Raw genomic sequence first — 19,816 nt, forward strand, 5'->3', positions numbered from 1 at the left:
ATGGCCGCCACCAGGGGCCCGACCGGCGACCCCGCCCAAGGAGACGCCGACAACACGAACGGGGCCCGCACTCCTGAGAGAACGAGCCCCGTCCGGTCGCCGGACGCCGCGTCAGGCGGCGACGATGTTCTCGGCCTGCGGGCCCTTCTGCCCCTGGGTGATGTCGAAGGACACCTTCTGGCCCTCCCGCAGCTCGCGGTAGCCACCCTGGGAGACGATGTTCGAGTAGTGAGCGAAGACGTCGGCGCCGCCGCCGTCCTGCTCGATGAAGCCGAAGCCCTTTTCGGCGTTGAACCACTTCACGGTTCCGCTGGCCATGTCATTCTCCTTCTGATTGGCAGAGCTGGGGACCCACCCTGCGCGGGCCCCGTGCCGCCGCGATAAGCCCATCCGGAGATGACCGGTGAAAACAGAAATGCGCCTGAGAGTCACAACTATCAGGCGCACATAACGTTCATATGGGTACCACAACTGCAACGCTTTCACTGTAGCACGCCCACCGCAGGCAGTCCATGATCCCCGCCCACGACAGGTCGCACGACCGTGACTGCCCACACCGCCGTACGAGCGCGGCCTCCCGCAACCCACGACGGTGCGCGTTCCGGAGCCGCAGAACGAGCACAAGGTCGCCCTAGTCTGTCGCCGACGTCCCTGACCGTTCCATTCCTGACGTGGAGGTCACCATGCGAGCAAGGAGAACCTGGCGGCTCCTGGCCGCCGCCACCGCGGCGGCGGTGCCCTTGGCGGCGGTTCTGTTCACCGGCCCCGCCCAGGCGGCGACCTGGAAGACCGTGAGCGTCCACAGTAGCTGGGCAAGCTGCAACGCGTCCGGCCAGTCCATCTCCCACGCCCCCTACCCCATCCCGTGGAGGTGCAGGCAGGTCGCGGGCGGCATCGCACTGGAGGTCTACGTATAAGTCCGCCACGCCGATGAACGACGACCTCGGGGGCGCTGCCGGAGCACAGCCAGCGCGCGCGGCGCCCCTGAGGACGTGCCGGTGACGGCGCCCCGATAGAGGCACGCACACACACCACCCGGCGACGTCCGCGATCTTCTCGGCCTCGAACCATCGCCCGAGGCGATCACCCGCTGAAACAGGGGTGAACGGTCGGCACTCACGGCATGCTGCCTCGGCTAACGGCCGGCATCGACGTCTCCGACGAACTGGAGGACGGCCTTCGCCAGCTCGTCGGGGGCCTCCATCGCGACGTAGTGCCCCACGCCGTCGAGTGACACCGAGGTCACCGCGGTTGCCGCGGCCCGGGACATCGTGTCCGCCCTGAAGGGGCCTCCGCCCACCCCCACCGCGAGTGCAAATTAGACAACAAGGTTGTCCTTGTCCAAGCCGCCGTAGTCTTTTCGCATGTCACGATCCGGCGCCGATCTCGCACTGCTCCTGCTCGGCGGCTTCCGCTCGTTGGTGGACGCCGCCACCGCCGAGCTGGCCCGCCGCGGCTACGAGGACGTGCGTCCCGTCCACGATTTCGCCATGCGCGCCATCGCCGCCGGCGCGGACAGCGCTTCAGAACTGGGCCGCCGCCTGTCGGTCTCCAAGCAGGCGGCGGCGAAAACCATCGCGGTACTGCAAGAGCACGGATACGTGGAACGCGACACGGACCTCCTCGACGCCCGCCGCAAACGCCTCCGGGTCACCCCTCTAGGCTTCGAGGTACTACGACAGGGCGAGGCGATCTTCGACGAGCTGCGCGACCAGTGGGAGCGCCAGATCGGCTCCGAGGAACTCGCGAACCTCGAAAGGCACCTGACGGCGCTGGTCGGCGCTCGCCCCATACGCCTGAACGCCCCGGGCTGGATCGCCCAAGACCTCGGCGAACCGGTCTAGAGCTACACCCACGTGACCAAGGTCCTGGCCGTGGACGCGACGGCGCGGATGGACCGGGCACTCCGGGACGGCCGACCGCAACGGGACATGCGACCGGACAGGCTTTCCGATCATGGCGAGTGGGGAGTCTGCCCAGGTCGTTGAGGTGGGGCGCCAGGGGCTCGAACCCTGAACCTACAGATTAAAAGTCTGCAGCTCTACCATTGAGCTAGCGCCCCTTGAGTGAAGCGTACAGTGTACACCCCGCCCACGGCGATGGAGTTGTTCTGGGACGCGAACCTACCGCAACATGTGTGCCCCGGCTGGTCGGTGGGTCTCAGGATAGCCGATCGGGTCGGGGGAGCGGCTGGGTGAGGGACTGGGTGACGGTTCTCGTTACGTGTTCGATGGTCTTGACGCCGGTGCCGTAGGAGGGGTGGCGTTCGGAGATGACGGCGATCAGGAGGTCGTGGCGGTCGTTGCGGACGCGGCCGATGCTGGTCAGGGTCCACAGGTTGTTCTGAGAGGGGCGGGGGAGCCAGCCGTTCTTGACGGCGGTGCGGGCCTTGGGGTCGGCGGCGGCGGTTATGCCCCAGGACTGTTCCGGGGCGACGCGGGACATCAGGCTGAGGACGTAGCGGCGGTTCTTCGGGGTCAGGGGGCTCTTGCGGGAGGCCAGGGTGTTGAGGAGCCTGACCTGGTCGGCGGCGGTCGTGGTGGTGGCGCCCCAGGCGCCTCCCGGGCCGGGGGTCGTGGCGCGGAGGCCGAGCTTGCGGTTGGCGGCGGCCAGGCCGGGGGCGCCGCCGATGCGGTACCACAGGGCGCTGGCGGCGTCGTTGTCGCTGACCTTGATGGCTCGGGCGGCCAGGTCGCGTTCGGCGGCGGTGAGGCCGCGGTGGCCGCGCTGGGCCTGGAGCAGCAGGGCGATCACGATGTTGACCTTGACGATGCTGGCCGTGGCCGTGCGGAGCTCGCGGTTGTAGGTGTACGACAGGCCGGTGGACAGGTCGCGTACGGAGATCGACAGGGCGCCCGGACGGTCGCGCAGGTAGCGGTCGAGGGCTTGGGTCAGGCGGGAGCGGGAGAAGGTGGGGGCGGCGGGGCTTGACGACGGGGACACGGGCGGGGACACGGGCGGGGATGTCGCGGTGGTGGGGAGCCTGGGCGGTTCTGGGGGCATGTGACCACCATCCACGGCGGGAGGGGTCAGGGCCAGGGTCACGAGCAGAGCGCACCCGGCAGAGGTCAGCGCCGTCGCGGCTCGCCGGAGGATCATGGCGGCGAGTTTCGCGAGGGGGCTGTTGCCGGGGCGTTAGCCGGTGGTTACACGTCTCAGGGGTTCGTCGGCCGCAGGTCACCCGCCTTGGGGCGTCAGGCGCGGATGACTTTTACCCCCGCCTCGGTGAAGCGGGCGATCTGGTCCTCGGGGGCCGCCGTGTCGGTGACGAGGGTGTCGATGGCGCTGACCGGGCAGATGCGGGCGAACGCGCGTCTGCCGAGCTTGGAGCTGTCGGCGGCGATGATGACGCGCTGGGCGCGGGAGGCCATCAGGGCGTTGATCGCGGCTTCGCCCTCGTTGTGGGCGCTGGCGCCGTGTTCCAGGTCGAGTGCGTCCACGCCCAGGATCGCCATGTCCAGCGCGATCCGCTCCAGCATGCCGGCCGCGACCGGGCCGATCAGCTCGTACGACTGCGGCCGCGCCGACCCGCCGGTGGTGACGACCTGGATCTGGGGGCGCAGGACCAGCTCGTTGGCGATGTTGAGCGCGTTGGTCACCACCGTGACCAGGGGGCCGCGCTGGTCGGTGTTCATGTCGGGGCGGGTGGCCAGGGCCCGGCCCACCTCGCTCAGGGTGGTGCCGCCGTTCAGGCCGACCGTGGAGCCTAGGGCGACCATGGCCGCGGCGGCGGCGCCGATGCGCTGCTTCTCGGGGGCCTGCCGGGCGACCTTGTAGCGCAGCGGCAGGTCGTACGTCACGCTGTGCGCGGAGGCGCCGCCGCGGGTGCGGGTGAGGAGCTGCTGGGCGGCGAGCTCGTCGAAGTCGCGGCGTACCGTGGCCGTGGACACCCCGAGCCGCTCGGCCGTCTCTTCCACATCGAGGTGCCCGTGCTCGGCCAGCAGCTCCAGCAGGGTGTTCCACCGCTCGTATCTGCTCACCGCCACCTCTCAGATGGTAGTGCGACTCGGGGGGTCCCTCAGCGGGTGCTGACCCGGGTCGGGGTCATGACCAGGATGACGCGGTCGGGGGCGTCGGGCGGGGGCTGCTGGCCGGGGTTGCCGTAGCGCTGCCCGAGCCTGACGTAGAAGGAGCCCGTCGGGTCGGGGATGATCTCCTTCAGCGTGCCGCGGACCTCCAGGTAGCGCAGGGGGTCGTCGGGGTCGATCACGAGCACGGTCATCGACGGGTTGTGCTGGAGATTGCGGTACTTGGCCCGCTTCGTGGTGTGGGTGAAGCGGATGTTCTCGCCGTCGTACTCGAACCACATCGGGTTCACCTGTACGGTCCCGTCGGGACGCGCGGTGCCGAGGCTGCAGAACAGCGGTCGTTCCAGCAAGTCGGCAAGGGCTTCGGGGATGGTCGCCGTCATGTACGGCTCGAACAGCGATCGTCCGCGCGCCATTCCCGGGTCACGAGCCGGGGATCTCGCGCAGCACGCGGGCCGGGTTGCCCACGGCGACGACGTTCGGCGGGACGTCCCTGGTGACCACCGCTCCGGCGCCGATCACGCTGTTCTCGCCGATCGTCACCCCGCCGAGCACGATCACGCCGCCGCCGAGCCACACGTTGTCGCCGATCACGATGGGCTCGGCCCACTCCAGCTTGCGGCGCCGCTGCTCGGGGTCGATGGGGTGCTTGGGGGTGAGCAACTGCACCTGGGGGCCGATCTGCACGTCGGCGCCGATGGTGATCGGCGCGACGTCCAGCGCGGTCAGGCCGCTGTTGACGAAGGTGCCGGGCCCGATGGTGATGTGCGCCCCGTAGTCCACGGTCAGCGGCGCGCGTACGTAGGCGTCGGCCGCGATCGAGCCGAGCAGCTTCTCCAGAATGGGCCGCGCCGACTCGGGGTCGCGCCCGTACGCCTCGTTGTACTGGTGCGCCAGCCGGCTGGCCCGGGTGAGGTCCGCCGCCAGCTCCTCATCGACGACGTACGGGTCGCCGGCCAGCATGCGCTCTCGGTTGGTACGGGTGTCGTCCGTCACGGGTCCCGAGCGTACTTCACCGGCCCCTGCCGGGGTCAGGGCGAGCCGAGGTACGCCGCGGCCACCTTGCGCGGCACGCACATCCGCCACGCGTCGATGACCAGCTCGCGCATCTCCTCGGCGTCGAGCGCTGCCATCCGCGACTCGACCCAGTTGTAGCGCTCGTCACGCGGGGCGGGCATCTGGAACTTCTCCGGCTCGGCCGCGACCAGCGCGGCCCGCTCCTCCTTGGGGAAGCCGAAGCCCATCATCGTCTCGTCCGGCGAGATCGCGACGTACACGATGCGCCCGACCCGGAACTTCACGTGGTCGCGGATCAGGTGCTCGCTCGTCCTCGGCAGCGCCAGCGCCACGCCCCGTACGTCCTGAACCGTGACCATCCACTCATCCCACACCATCGTGCGGCCGTCGTCCACCGTGACCGGTGCAGGGCCTCTCACCGGTACGCCGGCAGCCCCGTGAGCGCCTCGCCCAGCACCAGCGTGTGGATCTCCTCGGTGCCCTCGTAGGTCAGCACCGACTCCAGGTTGGTCATGTGCCGGATCACCGGGTACTCCAGCGTGATCCCGTTGCCGCCCAGGATCGTGCGGGCCTGGCGGGCGGTGTCGAGCGCGGCGCGTACGTTGGCGAGCTTGCCGAAGCTGATCTGCTGCGGGGTGATCGCGCCCGCGTCCTTGAGCCGGCCCAGGTGCAGCGCGGTGAGCTGGGCCTGGCCGACGGCGACGTACATCCAGGCCAGCTTCTGCTGGGTGAGCTGGAACGACCCGATCGGCCGGTCGAACTGCACCCGGGTCCTGGCGTACTCGACCGCCGCCTCCAGGCAGGCGCGGGCCGCCCCGACCGCCCCCCACAGGATGCCGAAGCGGGCCTCGGACAGGCACGACAGCGGCCCCTTCAGCCCGCGTACGCCCGGCAGCACGGCGTCGCCGGGCAGGCGCATGTCGTCGAAGTAGAGCGCGGCCGTGACCGAGGCGCGCAGCGAGAGCTTGCGGTGGATCTCCTGCGCCGAGAAGCCCTTGGTGTCGGTGGGCACCACGAACCCGCGGATGCCGTCGTCGGTCTGCGCCCACACCACGGCCACGTCCGCGATCGAGCCGTTGGTGATCCACATCTTGGAGCCGTTGAGCACCCAGTCGCCCGACGGGTCGCGCTTCGCGGTGGTGCGCATGCCGCCCGGGTCGGAGCCGTGGTCGGGCTCGGTGAGCCCGAAGCAGCCGATCGCCTCGCCGGACGCCATGCGCGGCAGCCACTGCTCCTTCTGCTCCTGCGAGCCGTACTTCCAGATCGGGAACATCGCCAGCGACCCCTGCACCGACACGAACGAGCGCAGGCCCGAGTCGCCCGCCTCCAGCTCGCGGCACGCCACGCCGTACGAGACCGCGTCCAGGCCCGCGCAGCCGTATTCGGTCAGGTGCATGCCGAGCAGGCCGAGCCCGCCCAGCTCGGGGGCGAGGGCGCGGGCGGGGAACGTGCCCTCCTCGAACCAGTCGCCGACGTGCGGCAGCACCTTGTCGGTGACGAAGGCGCTGGTCGTGTCGCGGACCAGCCGCTGCTCCTCCGACAGCTCGTCCTCGATGCGTAGCAGGTCGTCCATGACGGCATCCCTCCGCGCGCGGCACCGGTCGTGCACGAGCCAGGGTATGCGCATCGGCGCCTGAGGGGTGGAGCCAGGGTAGCCCCAGGGGGAATCCCGATGTGCGACACGCCGTCGCCGGGGCAGGCTTATATACATGAACGAGATTACGGGTGTCAAGAAGCTCCGCCGGACCCAGCGGGGCCGCATCATCGCCGGCGTGTGCTCCGGCATCGGAGAATACACCGGCATCGACGCCAACATCATCCGGATCGCCCTCGCCATCGCCTCCTTCTTCGGCGGCCTCGGCGTCGGCGTCTACGCGATCGGCTGGCTGCTCCTGCCCGATGAGAACAAGGACACCTCCATCGTCCAGGACCTGATCAACAAGCAGCGGGCGGACGGCACCTGGGGTGGCAACTGGCACTCCGCCACCGACCAGCCCCCGTACGGCGTGCCGCAGCAGCAGCAGCCGTACCCGCCGCAGGCGCCGTACGTCGCGCCTGAGCCCTCGGACGCCCCCGCCGCCCCCCGGAGCCCGGAGCCGCCGACCGGCGCGTGACAGTCAGGTGGCCTCCGCCCGTACCCGAGCGATGATGTCCGAACGGGACTCGGTCCAGAGCATGGCCAGTATGGCCGCCATCGCCAGCCCGGCCGCCCCGGCCAGGGCGACGACGGGCTCCGGGCCGAGTTCCTGCGCGGCGGCGCCGCCGATCAGGATGCCCAGGCCCTGCGCGGCCAGCAGGCCCGACTGGACCAGGCCGAACGCCTGGCCCCGCCGCTCGGCCGGCACGCACTGCACGAACGCCGCGTTCGCCGCGAGCTGGTACGCCCCGCCGACCCCGGAGATCACCCACAGCGCCAGCACCACCGGCAGGGGCGGGTCCAGCGCGCACAGGATCAGCGGCGCACAGGCCAGCATCGCCATCCACCCCATGGCCCGCAGCCGCCCCGAGGGCGTGACGAACCGGCTGAACCAGAACGCACCGATCACCGTGCCCGTCGGCATGGCGGCCATCAGCAGGCCGGTCACCACGGACACCTCGATCTCGCCCGACGCGAGCCGCGCGGCGTACGGGGCGGCGATGCCCTCGGGCAGCACGTAGAACCCGCACAGCCAGGCGAACAGCACCAGCGTGCGCAGCCGCCGGTCGCCGAAGACCAGCGCGGCCCCCGCCCTGGTCATGGTCCACATCGAGGGACGGCCGGCGTCGTCGCGGGCGGGCGCGGGGCGGCGCCCCACCCCCGAGACCAGGATCAGCGCGGACGCCAGGAAGGTGGCGGCGTCGAGCGCCAGCGCCCGGTAGGGGCCCATCCCGGCGATCAGCGCGCCCCCGGCCGCGAAGCCCAGCATCTGCACCGCCTGGTTGGTCATGTTCTGCAGCGCGGAGCCCACGACGTACCGGTCGCCCTCCAGGATCTCCGGCAGCAGCGCGGCACGGGCGGCGGAGAACGGCGCGCTCAGCAGCACCACGCAGAACACCAGCACGCACAGCGCCGGGAACGGCATGCCGGGTATCGCCATCGCGGCCACCAGCAGCGCCCGGATCAGATCACACATGATCATCACCCGGCGGCGCGCGTAACGGTCGGCGAGCCCCGCCAGCAGCGGCCCGCCCACGATCGGCGGCAGGTAGGTCAGCGCGTACACGGCCGCGGTCGCGAGGGCGGACTGGGTGCGGCTGTAGACCAGCAGGGCGAGGGCCACCTGCGCGAGCTGGTCGCCGAGCAGCGACAGGCCCTGCCCCAGCCAGAGCGCACGGAACTCGCCGACGGTGACGACCTCGCCGTAGGTCGCTCGTCGTTCGGACGCGCGGGCGCGGCGGTGCTTGCCGCTGAGCCGGACAGGCTTCGTGGCCGCCATTGGACTCCGGTGAGCGCTTGCAGGCGAACCTGACAGAGGGTGTTCGGTGTGTAACCTACGGTGCCTGGTGCGCCGCCCCTCCGCAACCCAATGCAGCCAAGCACCTGACAATCAGTAACCGCCGCCGGGGCGAACCCTCCCAAAACCCCGGCTCACCAGGGCGCGGCCCACGATGCCGCCCCGATCACACCCTCGGCTCACGCCCCCACCTGCTGGAACACCGCAATCCCACGGGCGCGTACCGCCCCAGAGGAGAGCCCTCATCGAACTCCCCGGCTCACCACCCCAGCTCGTGCAACCGCTGGTCATCGATGCCGAAATGGTGGGCTATCTCGTGAACCACGGTGATCTGCACCTCGTCCACCACTTCGTCCTCGGTCTCGCAGATCTCGCTTATCGGATTGCGGTAGATCTCAATGCGGTCGGGCAGAACTCCTGCGTACCAGTCTCCGCGCTCGGTGAGGGGGATTCCGGTGTAGAGCCCAAGCAGGCCGGGCTCGGGCGGGTCGTCGACGACCACCACGACGACGTTGTCCATCATGCGCGTCAGATCCGGCGGGATCGTGTCCAGCGCCTCGGCCACGAGCTCCTCGAACTTCTCCCGCGACACATCGATCACCCAGCCATTGTGCCTCCAGGTGTGTCGCCGTGCCGTTTACACGTTTGGCATCCGAATCGGGTAAGCAGGAAGCGGATGAACTTCACGCGACTGACGGACGAACTCGCGGCGTGGCCGAGGTCCCTCCTGAGGCGTACGGGGGAGTGGGCCGGGCGCGCGGCCCCCTGGAGCCGCCACCCCGCCGTACGCCGCGGCGCGGGCGCCACGCTCAAGATCTTCGCGGTCGTCCTGGTGGCCGGCTTCGGCGCCTGGCTCGGCGTCGCGCTCAGCGGCGGCGTCCGCACCCCGGTCGGCCCGGTGGACGTCGGCATGACCCTACGCCCGGCGTGGTCCGGCGAGACCGTCGTGGACGTCCACCCCCTCGGCACGCTCCTGTTCGACACGCACGACGCGCCCGTACGGCTGCGCGTCACGTTAGAGAACATCGACCAGGACCAGGCCAGAAGCATGATCGAGGACCCCCGCCTGGCCGACCGGCTCCCGGCCCTGATCGAGGACAACCTCCGCGAAGGGCTCATCTCGCTGATCGCCCGCTCCGTCCTCTTCGCCTTCCTGGGCGCCGCGCTCGCCGGCCTGATCGTCTTCCGCAGCCTCAGGACGGCCCTGGCGGCCTTCTCCGCCACGGTCCTGGCCGTCGGTGGCACCGCCGGCCTGGTCGCGCTCACATTCCGTCCTCAGGCGCTGGTCGAGCCCCGCTACACCGGCATCCTCGCCGGCGCGCCGTCCCTGGTCGGCAGCGCCGAGTCGATCGTCACACGCTTCGAGTCGTACCGGGCGCAGCTCACCAAACTCGTCAGCAACGTCTCCAAGCTCTACAACACGGTCGATACGCTCCCCGTCTACGACGCCGACCCGAACACGATCCGGGTCCTGCACGTCTCCGACATCCACATCAACCCCATCGCCTGGAACCTGATCCGCTCGGTCAGCTCCCAGTTCAAGGTGAACCTGATCATCGACACCGGCGACCTCACCGACCACGGCAGCCGCCCCGAGGACACCTTCGTCAAGGAGATCGGCAGGCTCGGCCTGCCGTACGTCTTCGTCCGCGGCAACCACGACTCGCGCGCCACCGAGCGCGCCGTCGCCCGCCAGAAGAACGCCGTCGTCCTGGACGACAAGGCCGCCACGGTCGCCGGCCTGCGCATCTACGGCCTGGGCGACCCCCGCTTCACCCCCGACAAGACCGTGGCCGAGAACTCCGACCCCAACACCCTCCTGGCGTACGGCCGCAGCCACGCCACCGACCTGACCGCCGCCCACCCGCCGACCGGCACGGCCTCCACCAGGGCGGCCAAGAAGCAGGCGCAGAACCAGGACGAGGCGGTGGACATCGTCGCCGTCCACGACCCCAACGTCGCCAAGGGCTTCTCCGGCCACGTCCCGATCGCCCTGGCCGGCCACGCCCACGCCCGCTCCACCCAGCTCCTCCCCAGCGGCACCAGGGTCTTCGTCCAGGGCTCCACCGGCGGCGCCGGCCTGCGCGCCCTGGAACACGAGGAGCCCACCCCGGTCATGGCCTCGGTCCTGTACTTCGACAAGGACACCCACCGCCTGGAGGCCTGGGACGACATCACCCTGGGCGGCCTCGGGGAGCAGTCGGTCCAGATCCAGCGTCACGTCGAGCCGGACCCGGAGCGTACAATTTCCCCCGAGGCAACCACCGCCCCGTCGCCAACGGGATCGGCCGAGCCCACCGCGACGCCCGACTCGGATTAACCGCTTTGGCATCAGGGGCCAACGTCCCCTATGCTCTAACAGGTCCCCGACGGAAGGCGCCACGGACCAGGACTTCGGTCCTGAGCCCCCATCGTCTAGCGGCCTAGGACACCGCCCTTTCAAGGCGGCGGCACGGGTTCGAATCCCGTTGGGGGCACCGGCGAGCAGATGCTCACCAGCACGACGGAGCGGTCAACGACCACCGGAGAACTGGTAAGCTAAGCAAGCCGAACGAACGCAGCAAGGTCCTGTAGAGCAGTTTGGAGTGCTCGCCACCCTGTCAAGGTGGAGGTCGCGGGTTCAAGTCCCGTCAGGACCGCTCTGGTAGGCGTCCAGCCACCACCGAGGTCAGGTAGCTCAGTTGGTACGAGCGTCCGCCTGAAAAGCGGAAGGTCGGCGGTTCGACCCCGCCCCTGACCACATCTCCTCCCTTACGCCCCGAGCCTTTGTCGGCCGGGGCGTTTTCGGTTTCCCGCGTGTCCTTGCGCGGTCGCGTGATGCTTTCTGCGGCTGACCCACCCGCCACCCCCCGCCCTACCGGGCGGGCCCCTCAGGCCCGCTGCGGTGACGGTCAGGGCAGGGGGTGCTGGAAGTGACCTTCGGCCGCTACACGAAGGACCCAGGAGGCGCCGCGAGCCTTTTGGCGCAAGCCCATGGCGCATGGGCGCGTTCGACAGGTTGGGTGAATCGGCGGTGTGCTGAGGCTGGCCGAGTGATCAAGACCCCCTGAGGCCGAACCCGCGCCTGCTGTGTGCTTGATTGTCGCGTTTTGGTGTCGATGATGCCCGGCCCACGTGTGACGATGACATGCAGTAACAACACTCCGGTCTCTTTGCGGCTGCTGGTGATGACTCGTGTCCGGGTGCCTTCGATCCGCCTCCACGTGTTGTCACCACCTCACGCCGGGTCTTGGTTGACGGTGTCAACCTGGCGGTAGCATGAGGCGTGGCCACGAGCACCAGGGACGCGTTGATCGCTGCCGCGACCGATCTTCTCGACGTCGGCGGGGTTGACGGTGTGACGCTTCGTGAGGTCGGGAATCGGGCCGGTGTCTCGCACAATGCTCCGTACAAGCACTTCGCGGACAAGGAGATGTTGCTGGCGGCTGTCGCCGCGCGGGAGCTCGATCATTTGCGTGAGGTGATGGTCACGGCGCAGGCCGAGGGGGTCGCGGCGGAGGAGGTTCTGCGGCGGGCCTTGCGGGAGTATGTCGCGTGGGCGCTGGAGCGGCCGGCTCGGTTCGCGCTCGTGTTCGGGCGGTGGAGTCACCACAGTGAGACGTTGGGGTCTTCCGCGGCGGCGGCTTGGGACGTGCTGGTCGCGGCGACCGCGGCCGCGCAGCGGGCCGGAGGGCTGCCGGGTGATGATCCTGAGCGGATGGCGGCTTTGTTGCGTGCGGCCGCTCATGGGGCCGTCGAGTTGGCCCTTACCGGGCATCTGGCCGCTGACGGGAAGGGCAAGGTCGCGCCGGACGAGCTGGTCGAGGATCTGTTCGGGTATCTGCGGGTCAGTGCGAGGGTGGCGGCGGGGAGTTCTTCTTGCACCTGAGGTGAGGTGGGGCGGTCAGCGGGCGGGGGCGGGGGCCGGGTCGGAGTGGTCCTCTTCGGACAGGCCGACTCGGTCGTGCAGGCGGCGTAGCGGGCTGGGGAGCCACCAGTTCCGGTCGCCGAGCAGTCGCATCGTCGCCGGGACCAGGATGGTGCGTACGAGCGTGGCGTCTACGACCAGGGCCACCGTCATGCCGACTCCGATGGTCGTCAGTACGAGGCCGCTTGACGTCAGCCCCATGGTGGCCAGCACCACGCCGAGCAGTACGGCGGCGCTGGTGATGATCGAGCCCGTACGCTGCAGGCCGGTCGCCACCGAACGGGCGTTGTCGCCGGTGGCGAGATACTCCTCGCGGATCCGGCTGACCAGGAACAGCTCGTAGTCCGTCGCCAGGCCGAAGATGATCAATAGGACGATCATCAGGTTGCCGAGGTCCGTGGTTCCCGCCGGAGTGAAGCCGAGCAGGGGGGCCAGTGCGCCGTCCTGGATGCCCCAGATCATGACCCCGGCCGAGGCGCCGAGCGAGAGGAACGCGGCGAGCAGTGCCTTGATCGGCAGGATGAGCGAGCCGAAGGCGCAGAACAGCACGACGAAGGTCAGGGCCGCCACGAAGAGCAGGGCCAGGGGCGCGGAGGTGACCAGTGCCTCGACGTTGTCGACGGTCGCCGCCGGCTGGCCGCCGACCAGTACCTCGCCGGCTCCCCGTGGCTCCGGCAGGGCCCGGATCTCCCGGACGAGCTGCAGGTTCACGTCGGTGTCCGGTTCGCCGATGACGCCGACCCGTACGTGGCCGACATCCCCGCTCGTGCGGAACACCTCCGCGCCGAACGCTCCGGGCAGGCGGGCGAGATCGGCCGCGTAGCGGTCCAGCTCGGTACGGGCGACGTCCCCGGAGACCGCGACGTCCACGTAGTACTTCCCCCGCGAGGCGAACTCCTCGTCGAGGATCTTCACGACCATGAGGTCATCGCTGCCCGGCGGCAGGTAGCGATGGTTGACGGTGCCCGGCTGCAGCGAGGCCAGGGGCGCGCCGGCCACGAGCAGCACGGCGCCCACCGCGAGCAGCCAGGCGAGGGGACGTCGCATGACCACGGCGGCGATGCCCGCCCAGCGCCCGCCGGCGGCCGCTGTCCGTCGCCCCGGCAGGCGCAGGGCGTCCACCCGGCGGCCGAGGACGGCGAGGAGCGCGGGGAGCACCACGAGCGCAGCCAGTACGTCCACCAGCACGATCGCGATCCCGCCCCACCCGATCGAGCGAAGTGCGGCGGTCGGGAAGAAGAGCATGCCGGAGAAAGCGATGGCGATGAGGACACCGGAGAAGGCGACGGTCGGGCCGGCGGTGGCGACGGTCTTCGTGAGCGCGTCGGGGACGTCGCGTCCGCGGGCCAGCTCCTCGCGGAAGCGGTTGACCACGAACAGCCCGTAGTCGATCGCGAGGCCCAGGCCGAGCAGTGTGGCGATGTTGAGCGCGAAGATCGACACGTCGGTGACGTAGGTGACCGCGCGGAGCAGGGCCATCGCCCCGAGAATGGCGATGACGCCGGTCAGCAGCGGCAGCAGGCCCGCCACCACGCCGCGCAGCAGGACGATCAGGAGCACGATGAGCACGGGCATGGCGATGAGCTCGGCGCGGGTGAGGTCGCTCGCCGCGGCGGTGTTGAGCTGGTCGAGGCCGGCGAGCCCGCCGCCGAGGTAGGTGTCGAGTCCCTCGACGCGCAGGGCGCCGGACACGGCCTGGAAGTTGGCCAGGCGCTCCGCCTCGGTCTCTCCCGCGACGGTCAGCTCGACGGCGGTCGCCGTGCGGTCCCGAGAGACGAGTTCGGCGCGCTTGCCGGCGGTCAGGCCCGGTGTCCAGTAGCTCACCACCTCGCTCACCCGGGACGGCGGGATCGCCCCGAGCGCGGCGTTCACGACGTCGGCGAAGGCCGGGTCGTCCACCTTCAGGTCGCCGCCCTGGGCGCGGTACACCACGACGGCATCGACCGCGTCCTGCCGGCCGAACTCGCGCTCGATCAGAGCGGCCGCCCGCGCCGCCTCGGAGGCGGGATTGTCATAGCCGCCGCCACCGAGCGCCGAGAAGACGCCGGCTCCCCACACGCCTGCCAGGACCGTGAGCACGGCAGTCGCGACGAGTACGAGCCGGCGGCGCTCGCGGACGAACCGTCCGAGGACAACGAACATGACATCGCCTCTGCGAAAGAGATCCGCTAGGTTGACGGCGTCAACCTAGCCCGGCCGGTTGACGATGTCAACCGCAGGTGGGGGGACCTGTGGAGAGGCCGCTTGGTATGGGACGGCTGTCCGGGGGGAGGTGGGCGATCATGTTCAGGAGGCGGTCGATCAGGCGGGGCGTCTGCCTTCTGGGCATGAGGGGAGGCGCCGGTGCTCTCTGGGCGCGGTCACCAACTGTCCCAGCCGTGCCAGCCGTACCAAGGTCCGCCCAGGTGACGGTAGCTGTCGTCGAGAGTCTCCTCGGGCCGGCCCTTGGGGAGGTAGACGAAGCCGGTGTTGGTCTCGATGGCCCATTCTCTGGACGACAACGTGGCGCCGCCGCGGAAGTGCACGCCGGACGCGGTCTCGTACCGGTATGCCCAGCACATGTAGTACAGGCCCACCCAGCGGCATGAATCGATGGGTTTGTCCTCGGTGAGGCTCGCGGTCTTGGCGAAGGTCTCCAGGCTCGGCTTGGAGATCGCGAATCGCACCCGGAACGGGGCGTCGGTGAGGAGGGCGAGCACGGTCACCGGAACGAGGAACCAGGGGAGGAACCAGCGCTACAAGCGTTCCACGAGGGAGGGGGCGCCTTTGAGGTCGGCCACCACGATCCGGATGAACCAGATGATGACCAGCGGCCCCACGACGAAGATCGCGAACAGGGTCATCTCGATGTCGTACCAGTAGGGCACGCTGGCCCAGTACAGGATGACGCAGGTCGCGGTGACGGCGGCCGTCATGAAGAGCCACCCGGGGGGTTTGGTGAGCACGACGGCCACCCTAGCGATCAGCCGGGTCCAGGCGTGGTCGGCCTGGACCCGGTGGGCCGGCCCCGGCCGGCTTCTGGTCAGGTCCTAGTCCATCGCCGGCCGGCTTCTGGTCAGGACCTGGTCCATCGCTGGGTGGCCTGGCCGTTGCAGGTGGCGACGGTCACGGCGGAGGTGTTGCCGGTGCCGGTGGCCGTCAGGCAGAGGTTGTTGGCGGCACTGGTGACCGTGCCGTTGGAGTTGAAGATCCACTGCTGGTTGCTGTTGCCGTGGCAGTCCCACAGTTGTACGCGGGTGCCCGAGCCGGCGTTCGTCGGGGAGTCCAGGCACTTGCCCAGGGTCTGGAGTCTGTTGGAGCTGTAGGCGAAGCGCTGGTTGGGGTTGTTGTGGCAGTCGTAGATCTGGAGCTGGGTGCCGTTGGCGGTGGCGCTGTCGGGGGAGTCGACGCAGCGGCCGGACGCCTCGTTGCGCAGGCGGAACTCGGTCGTGGCGGTCGGGGAGACGGTGGGTGTCACCGTGGGGGTGACGGTGGGGGTGACGGTCGGCGTGGCTGTGGGGCTGGAGTCGCCCAGCGTCGGGGTCTGCCAGTCGCGCCACTCGGACAGGTTGCCGCTCGCCCGGGACGAGATCCGCATCGTGCCGGGAGCGTTGCCCGTGTTCAACAGGAACTTCTGGATGCTCTGCTGCAACGGGGTCCGCCATTCGGACCTGCTGGCGCAGTGGTTGCCGTCCTGGACGTCGGACCAGTAGGTGATGTTCTGGCCCGCGCCGAGCGCCTTGTAGACCTCCGCGCCGGCGAGGGCCGCCACGCTGGCGGACCTGGGGCCGAGGTTGGTGATGTGGGGATTGTCCATGATGAACAGTCCCCGCGGCGCGATCATGGCGACTGTCTGATGCGTGTCCACCGGCAGCCTGGCCGGGCTGCCGGTGAAGGAGCCGAACGCGTCGCCCAGCCACGGCTGCTCGCCGTACGCGCTGCTCAGGCTCTGGGCGCCTTCACCGGGGATCCCGCGGAAGATGGGGACGCCCGCGCTGCCCGACTCGATGGGCATGGTCAGCGCGATGCGCTGGTCGAACGCGCCGGTCACGAAGGCGCCCTTGCCGAACCGCGAGCATCCCGTGACGCCGGTCGCGTCCGCCTTGAGGATGCCGCCGCCCGACTGCTCGATGACGTCGATGATCCGGCTCACCCCCCAGGCCCAGGCGACCAGCAGCCCGGTGCTGCTGGAGGAGCCGTAGATGCTGTAGAACGCGCCCTGCTTGTTGGTGCGGGGCGTGCCCTCGCGGCCGACGGCGTACGGGTCGTAGTTGATGACGGCGGCGCCGGCCGCCTTGATCGCGGCGGTGTCGGCCCCGAAGCCGCCCAGCACGACGACGGCGGGGAAAGGTCCGTTGCCGCTCGGCAGGTCCACGCTCGCCGAGAAGCTGGAGCTCCTGCCGTTGTGCGACACGTTCACGCTGATGCCGGTACGCGAGACCGTCCCCGTGACGTTCGACGGCTTCGCCGGCTTCTCGCCGTAGACGAACTTCTCCGCCAGCTTCTTGATCTCTTGCCGCCGGCACCGCCACTCGGACTTCGTGGAGATGCGCGTGCCGTCCAGTTTCCTGAACGGGTCGGGGAGCCTGGAGTTGGTGGGCAGGGATCCCGCGTCGGGCAGGCCGGGCACCGGGCAGTCGGCGCCCTCGTCCTCGACACCGGCCGCGAAGGGCGCGGCGGCCTCGGCGTCTCCTGTCGTCAGCGCTCCAGCGACCGCGAGCGTCGCCGCGGCCCCCAGCGCGACGACCGCCGTGCGGATCTTAGAGCGGCCCGAGCTGATGATCACTGAGCCTCTCCTTCCGGGTGGGTGATGGAAGCGACCGCCGACCGGCGATCGGCGGGACGGGCTGTTCACCGCGCGGAGGTCCAGCCGCTGATCAGTCTGAGAAGCCGCTCCGAAATGTGTCAAGAATGCATTGAAACGTTTCGAGAGCGGCAGCGTTTGCACTCTGCTGACCAGCCGCGATACATGGGAGGCTGACGAAAGTTTCGAAGGTTGGGGTGAGTGAGGGGGGAGGCCACCCGGTCGGTCGGCGGGGGGGCGTCAGGGCTCTACGGGGCCCTCGTCGATCCGGTGCACCATGGTCCAGGTGGCGCCGCACCCGCAGCGGTACTCCTCGATCAGGTCGCCGTTCTCGCTGACGGCCATACCCTGGCGGACGCGGACGTGGACGTGCTTGCTCATGGGGCCTTCCTTGCCGGCCGGGCGGGGACCACCCGGCGAGTGAGCTGGGCGGATGATTAACAATACGTGACCGAAGACGGGGGTTCCGGCGGCACGCGCCCGGCCGGCTCGAAAAAGCCGTCCCTGACCGGGGGAGTGGCCGGACCTGCGGATGCCGTGGACGAGCGGGGTGTGCTCCGTACCGGAGATCGGGTGCAGGTCACAGGGGGGCGCCGCGGACGCCTCTCCGCTGCCTCAGGCGTCGGTTCGGCGGATCGTGAGGGCGGTCAGTCCTTGGGCAGGAGGGTGCCGAGGGGGCCGAGGTCGAGGTTCAGGTCGGAGGGGGACAGGTCGAAGCGGGCGCACAGGTCGGTCATGGCCTCCTCCAGACGCATCAGCGTCAGGCCGACGGCCTCCAGTTGCTCGTCGGTGAGGTCGCCTTGGTCCATGCGGCGGACGCACTGGCGCTCCACGAGCTGGCGGATCAGTTCGACCAGGGTGAGCACCAGGCGGCTGAGGTCGCGTTCCACCGCTTCGGGGTCGGTTCTCAGGCGCCAGGCGCGTTCCGGCTCGCTCATCACGGCTCCGACCGTACGGACATGATCACTGCGCGCAGCGAGATGCGTACGAGGTCGATGTCGGCGATCGACAGGACGATGTCGCCCGACAGCACGACGCCACCGGCCAGCAGGCGATCGAGCAGGTCCACCAGCGCGACGCGCTCGGCCGGTAGCCGGTCCTCGGCGGCGAGGCGGGAGCCTCTCGGTTCAACGCGCGACGGAGTCGTCATGGGCGGCCTCGCCGGGCAGGGCGGTGAAGGAGTACGGGGCCCACGGGCCGGTGATCTCCACCTCCAGGTCCGTCATGTCGCGGGCGAGCGCCGCGAACTCCCGTTCGCGTGCGCTGTCCACCAGGTACGCGCCGTTGAGCACCATCGGCTCCTCCCGGCCCGACAGCTTCGGGTCCTGCACCCGGTGCCGGGTGGAGGCGGCGGCGATGCCGGTCAGGGCGTCGTGCAGCTTCTCGGCCTGGGCGGCGGCGGTGCGCCACATCTCCTCCCGGCCGCGCAGGGCGGTGCGGCGGCGTTGCAGGTACGCCCGCCCCGGGCTCGTCCCCGGCCCCGTCTCCGGCTCGGGGGCGGCCGGCTGGGCCGGGACCTGGACGGCGTACGCCTTGACGCCCCACTCCCGCCGATCCGCGACGCGGGCGAGCACGGTGAGGAAGTCGGAGTGGCGCTCGCGGAGCAGCTCGCGTACCTGGGCGTCGTCGTGGTAGACGGTCACGAGCCGCACCGGCGCGGTGGGCGCCGAGCGCGCCACGGCCTCGACGATGCGGTGGTGGGCGCGGGCGGTCTCCTCCAGCCAGGCCAGGTCCTCCATCGAGCGGCGCAGCGGCTCCTCGCCGAACTCCGTCAGCGGCACGTCGCTGACGTACGCCGTCAGCTCGCCCTCCTCGATCACGCGCACCGGCCGGGACGCCACCCCGGTCAGGTCGTCCAGGCACAGGCGGGGGGCGCCGCGCGTCACCGCGTACAGGTAGACGCCGTGCTCACCGGTCATGGCGCTCGTCCACCTCCTCCTCCTCCTGGACGCGCCCCTGCCGCTCCTCGCGGGCGCTCTCCTCCGGGGCGCGCAGGGCCAGGGCGTCCTCCATGGCGGCGAGGCGGCGGCGGAGTCTGCGGTTCTCCGCGTCCAGCTCGCGGTTCGCGCCGGTGAGCCACGGGTCGTGCTCCCACCAGTCGATGCCCATCTCGCGCGCGGTGTCCACCGACGCGATCAGCAGCCGGAGCTTGATCGTCAGCAGCTCGATGTCCAGCAGGTTCACCCGGATGTCCCCGGCGATCACCACGCCGCGGTCCAGCACGCGCTCCAGGATGTCGCCCAGGTTGGCCGACTCGCGCTGCGCCGGCGCGCCCGGGATGGACGAGCGGCGTACCGGTGTGCCGCCAGGCCAGGCCGGGCCGCTCACCGGTATCCCTCGGAAGCCTCGGCGCTGCTGCGCTTGTAGCGGCGCACCCGGCGGTAGGACACCAGCTCGCCGTCCAGGTCCAGCTCGGCCTCGTACAGCGCCAGGATGTCGCCGGACGACGGGATGCGCCGGTCCTCCGTCACCTCGACCCCCACCAGCCAGCCGGTCTCGGTGGGCTGCACCAGGGTGACCCCCTCGACCTCCTTGCCGGTCAGGCCGGCGATGTGCCGGGACCCGGCCCCGCCCGCGTCGGCCGCGGTCAGCTCCCCGGCCCGCTGCGCCTGTTCCTCTTCGATCACGTCCTCATCCCTCGCAGTAT

General features: G+C 70.3%; 25 protein-coding genes and 4 tRNA genes. 8 read left to right on the plus strand and 21 right to left on the minus strand.

Annotated elements, in window-relative coordinates; translation table 11 throughout:
• Nucleotides 1–111: 111 nt before the first annotated feature.
• Entirely contained in the window at nucleotides 112–318 is a 207-nt protein-coding gene (locus HNP84_RS40895; RefSeq protein WP_185055455.1) for a cold-shock protein, read from the minus strand.
• A 365-nt stretch (nucleotides 319–683) separates the two neighbouring features.
• Here HNP84_RS40895 and HNP84_RS40900 point away from each other — a divergent pair, with 365 nt between their 5' ends.
• Complete coding sequence (locus HNP84_RS40900) at nucleotides 684–917, plus strand: hypothetical protein (protein WP_185055456.1); 234 nt, start codon at nucleotides 684–686, stop codon at nucleotides 915–917.
• A 218-nt stretch (nucleotides 918–1,135) separates the two neighbouring features.
• On the opposite strand, the gene HNP84_RS55550 is transcribed toward HNP84_RS40900, so the two are convergent.
• Nucleotides 1,136–1,270, minus strand: a complete 135-nt coding sequence (locus tag HNP84_RS55550; protein ID WP_281396433.1) for a hypothetical protein — start codon at nucleotides 1,268–1,270, stop codon at nucleotides 1,136–1,138.
• Between the two features lie 94 nt (nucleotides 1,271–1,364).
• Here HNP84_RS55550 and HNP84_RS40905 point away from each other — a divergent pair, with 94 nt between their 5' ends.
• Nucleotides 1,365–1,844, plus strand: coding sequence for a MarR family winged helix-turn-helix transcriptional regulator (locus HNP84_RS40905; RefSeq protein ID WP_185055457.1), 480 nt, complete (start codon nucleotides 1,365–1,367; stop codon nucleotides 1,842–1,844).
• A gap of 146 nt (nucleotides 1,845–1,990) precedes the next feature.
• Here the strand turns inward: HNP84_RS40905 and HNP84_RS40910 are convergent.
• From HNP84_RS40910 to HNP84_RS40940, 7 genes are all read right to left on the minus strand, one after another.
• Nucleotides 1,991–2,062, minus strand: a tRNA-Lys gene (locus HNP84_RS40910).
• Nucleotides 2,063–2,160: 98 nt separating this feature from the next.
• Nucleotides 2,161–3,099: a serine hydrolase gene (locus HNP84_RS40915; protein ID WP_185055458.1), complete on the minus strand. Its 939-nt coding sequence runs from the start codon at nucleotides 3,097–3,099 to the stop codon at nucleotides 2,161–2,163.
• Between the two features lie 95 nt (nucleotides 3,100–3,194).
• The gene (locus HNP84_RS40920) at nucleotides 3,195–3,986 is read right to left on the minus strand and encodes a DeoR/GlpR family DNA-binding transcription regulator (RefSeq protein WP_312926849.1); all 792 of its coding nucleotides are present in this window, start codon (nucleotides 3,984–3,986) and stop codon (nucleotides 3,195–3,197) included.
• Between the two features lie 32 nt (nucleotides 3,987–4,018).
• Complete coding sequence (locus HNP84_RS40925) at nucleotides 4,019–4,444, minus strand: PPOX class F420-dependent oxidoreductase (protein ID WP_246519310.1); 426 nt, start codon at nucleotides 4,442–4,444, stop codon at nucleotides 4,019–4,021.
• Nucleotides 4,445–4,451: 7 nt separating this feature from the next.
• Entirely contained in the window at nucleotides 4,452–4,991 is a 540-nt protein-coding gene (locus tag HNP84_RS40930; protein ID WP_185055537.1) for a sugar O-acetyltransferase, read from the minus strand.
• A 68-nt stretch (nucleotides 4,992–5,059) separates the two neighbouring features.
• Nucleotides 5,060–5,464, minus strand: a complete 405-nt coding sequence (locus HNP84_RS40935) for an MmcQ/YjbR family DNA-binding protein (protein ID WP_312926850.1) — start codon at nucleotides 5,462–5,464, stop codon at nucleotides 5,060–5,062.
• Nucleotides 5,461–6,618: an acyl-CoA dehydrogenase family protein gene (locus HNP84_RS40940; RefSeq protein WP_185055459.1), complete on the minus strand. Its 1,158-nt coding sequence runs from the start codon at nucleotides 6,616–6,618 to the stop codon at nucleotides 5,461–5,463. Before HNP84_RS40940 ends, HNP84_RS40935 begins: the two co-directional genes overlap by 4 nt.
• A gap of 136 nt (nucleotides 6,619–6,754) precedes the next feature.
• On the opposite strand from HNP84_RS40940, the gene HNP84_RS40945 reads away from it, so the two are divergent.
• The gene (locus HNP84_RS40945; protein ID WP_185055460.1) at nucleotides 6,755–7,159 is read left to right on the plus strand and encodes a PspC domain-containing protein; all 405 of its coding nucleotides are present in this window, start codon (nucleotides 6,755–6,757) and stop codon (nucleotides 7,157–7,159) included.
• Between the two features lie 3 nt (nucleotides 7,160–7,162).
• On the opposite strand, the gene HNP84_RS40950 is transcribed toward HNP84_RS40945, so the two are convergent.
• The gene (locus HNP84_RS40950; RefSeq protein WP_185055461.1) at nucleotides 7,163–8,461 is read right to left on the minus strand and encodes an MFS transporter; all 1,299 of its coding nucleotides are present in this window, start codon (nucleotides 8,459–8,461) and stop codon (nucleotides 7,163–7,165) included.
• Between the two features lie 277 nt (nucleotides 8,462–8,738).
• Nucleotides 8,739–9,080, minus strand: a complete 342-nt coding sequence (locus tag HNP84_RS40955; RefSeq protein ID WP_185055462.1) for a metallopeptidase family protein — start codon at nucleotides 9,078–9,080, stop codon at nucleotides 8,739–8,741.
• A 75-nt stretch (nucleotides 9,081–9,155) separates the two neighbouring features.
• On the opposite strand from HNP84_RS40955, the gene HNP84_RS40960 reads away from it, so the two are divergent.
• The 5 genes from HNP84_RS40960 (at nucleotide 9,156) to HNP84_RS40980 (ending at nucleotide 12,347) form a co-directional block, all read left to right on the plus strand.
• Nucleotides 9,156–10,799: a metallophosphoesterase family protein gene (locus HNP84_RS40960; RefSeq protein WP_185055463.1), complete on the plus strand. Its 1,644-nt coding sequence runs from the start codon at nucleotides 9,156–9,158 to the stop codon at nucleotides 10,797–10,799.
• An 84-nt stretch (nucleotides 10,800–10,883) separates the two neighbouring features.
• A tRNA-Glu gene (locus tag HNP84_RS40965) sits at nucleotides 10,884–10,956 on the plus strand.
• 87 nt (nucleotides 10,957–11,043) lie between these two features.
• Nucleotides 11,044–11,118: transfer RNA gene (locus tag HNP84_RS40970), tRNA-Asp, on the plus strand.
• Between the two features lie 27 nt (nucleotides 11,119–11,145).
• A tRNA-Phe gene (locus tag HNP84_RS40975) sits at nucleotides 11,146–11,219 on the plus strand.
• Between the two features lie 525 nt (nucleotides 11,220–11,744).
• The gene (locus tag HNP84_RS40980) at nucleotides 11,745–12,347 is read left to right on the plus strand and encodes a TetR/AcrR family transcriptional regulator (protein ID WP_185055464.1); all 603 of its coding nucleotides are present in this window, start codon (nucleotides 11,745–11,747) and stop codon (nucleotides 12,345–12,347) included.
• A 15-nt stretch (nucleotides 12,348–12,362) separates the two neighbouring features.
• On the opposite strand, the gene HNP84_RS40985 is transcribed toward HNP84_RS40980, so the two are convergent.
• The 10 genes from HNP84_RS40985 to gvpO form a co-directional block, all read right to left on the minus strand.
• Complete coding sequence (locus HNP84_RS40985; protein ID WP_185055465.1) at nucleotides 12,363–14,528, minus strand: MMPL family transporter; 2,166 nt, start codon at nucleotides 14,526–14,528, stop codon at nucleotides 12,363–12,365.
• 218 nt (nucleotides 14,529–14,746) lie between these two features.
• Complete coding sequence (locus HNP84_RS40990; protein ID WP_185055466.1) at nucleotides 14,747–15,091, minus strand: hypothetical protein; 345 nt, start codon at nucleotides 15,089–15,091, stop codon at nucleotides 14,747–14,749.
• A gap of 30 nt (nucleotides 15,092–15,121) precedes the next feature.
• Nucleotides 15,122–15,331 (minus strand): hypothetical protein, encoded by a 210-nt coding sequence (locus HNP84_RS40995; protein WP_185055467.1) that lies wholly within the window; start codon nucleotides 15,329–15,331, stop codon nucleotides 15,122–15,124.
• Between the two features lie 110 nt (nucleotides 15,332–15,441).
• A complete protein-coding gene (locus HNP84_RS56480; protein ID WP_185055468.1) occupies nucleotides 15,442–17,151 on the minus strand; it encodes an RICIN domain-containing protein in 1,710 nt (569 codons plus the stop codon).
• 258 nt (nucleotides 17,152–17,409) lie between these two features.
• Complete coding sequence (locus HNP84_RS41005; RefSeq protein ID WP_185055469.1) at nucleotides 17,410–17,550, minus strand: hypothetical protein; 141 nt, start codon at nucleotides 17,548–17,550, stop codon at nucleotides 17,410–17,412.
• A gap of 266 nt (nucleotides 17,551–17,816) precedes the next feature.
• Entirely contained in the window at nucleotides 17,817–18,107 is a 291-nt protein-coding gene (locus tag HNP84_RS41010; protein WP_185055470.1) for a gas vesicle protein K, read from the minus strand.
• The gene (locus HNP84_RS41015; RefSeq protein ID WP_185055471.1) at nucleotides 18,107–18,319 is read right to left on the minus strand and encodes a gas vesicle protein; all 213 of its coding nucleotides are present in this window, start codon (nucleotides 18,317–18,319) and stop codon (nucleotides 18,107–18,109) included. Before HNP84_RS41015 ends, HNP84_RS41010 begins: the two co-directional genes overlap by 1 nt.
• On the minus strand, nucleotides 18,297–19,088 hold the full coding sequence (locus HNP84_RS41020; protein WP_185055472.1) for a GvpL/GvpF family gas vesicle protein: 792 nt from the start codon (nucleotides 19,086–19,088) through the stop codon (nucleotides 18,297–18,299). Before HNP84_RS41020 ends, HNP84_RS41015 begins: the two co-directional genes overlap by 23 nt.
• Nucleotides 19,078–19,497: a gas vesicle protein gene (locus HNP84_RS41025; protein WP_376772033.1), complete on the minus strand. Its 420-nt coding sequence runs from the start codon at nucleotides 19,495–19,497 to the stop codon at nucleotides 19,078–19,080. Before HNP84_RS41025 ends, HNP84_RS41020 begins: the two co-directional genes overlap by 11 nt.
• Nucleotides 19,494–19,796: a gas vesicle protein GvpO gene (gene gvpO / locus HNP84_RS41030; protein ID WP_312926852.1), complete on the minus strand. Its 303-nt coding sequence runs from the start codon at nucleotides 19,794–19,796 to the stop codon at nucleotides 19,494–19,496. The genes HNP84_RS41025 and gvpO overlap by 4 nt, the downstream gene beginning before the upstream one ends.
• Nucleotides 19,797–19,816 lie beyond the last annotated feature (20 nt).

This window comes from Thermocatellispora tengchongensis, assembly GCF_014202315.1.
Classification (GTDB): domain Bacteria; phylum Actinomycetota; class Actinomycetes; order Streptosporangiales; family Streptosporangiaceae; genus Thermocatellispora; species Thermocatellispora tengchongensis.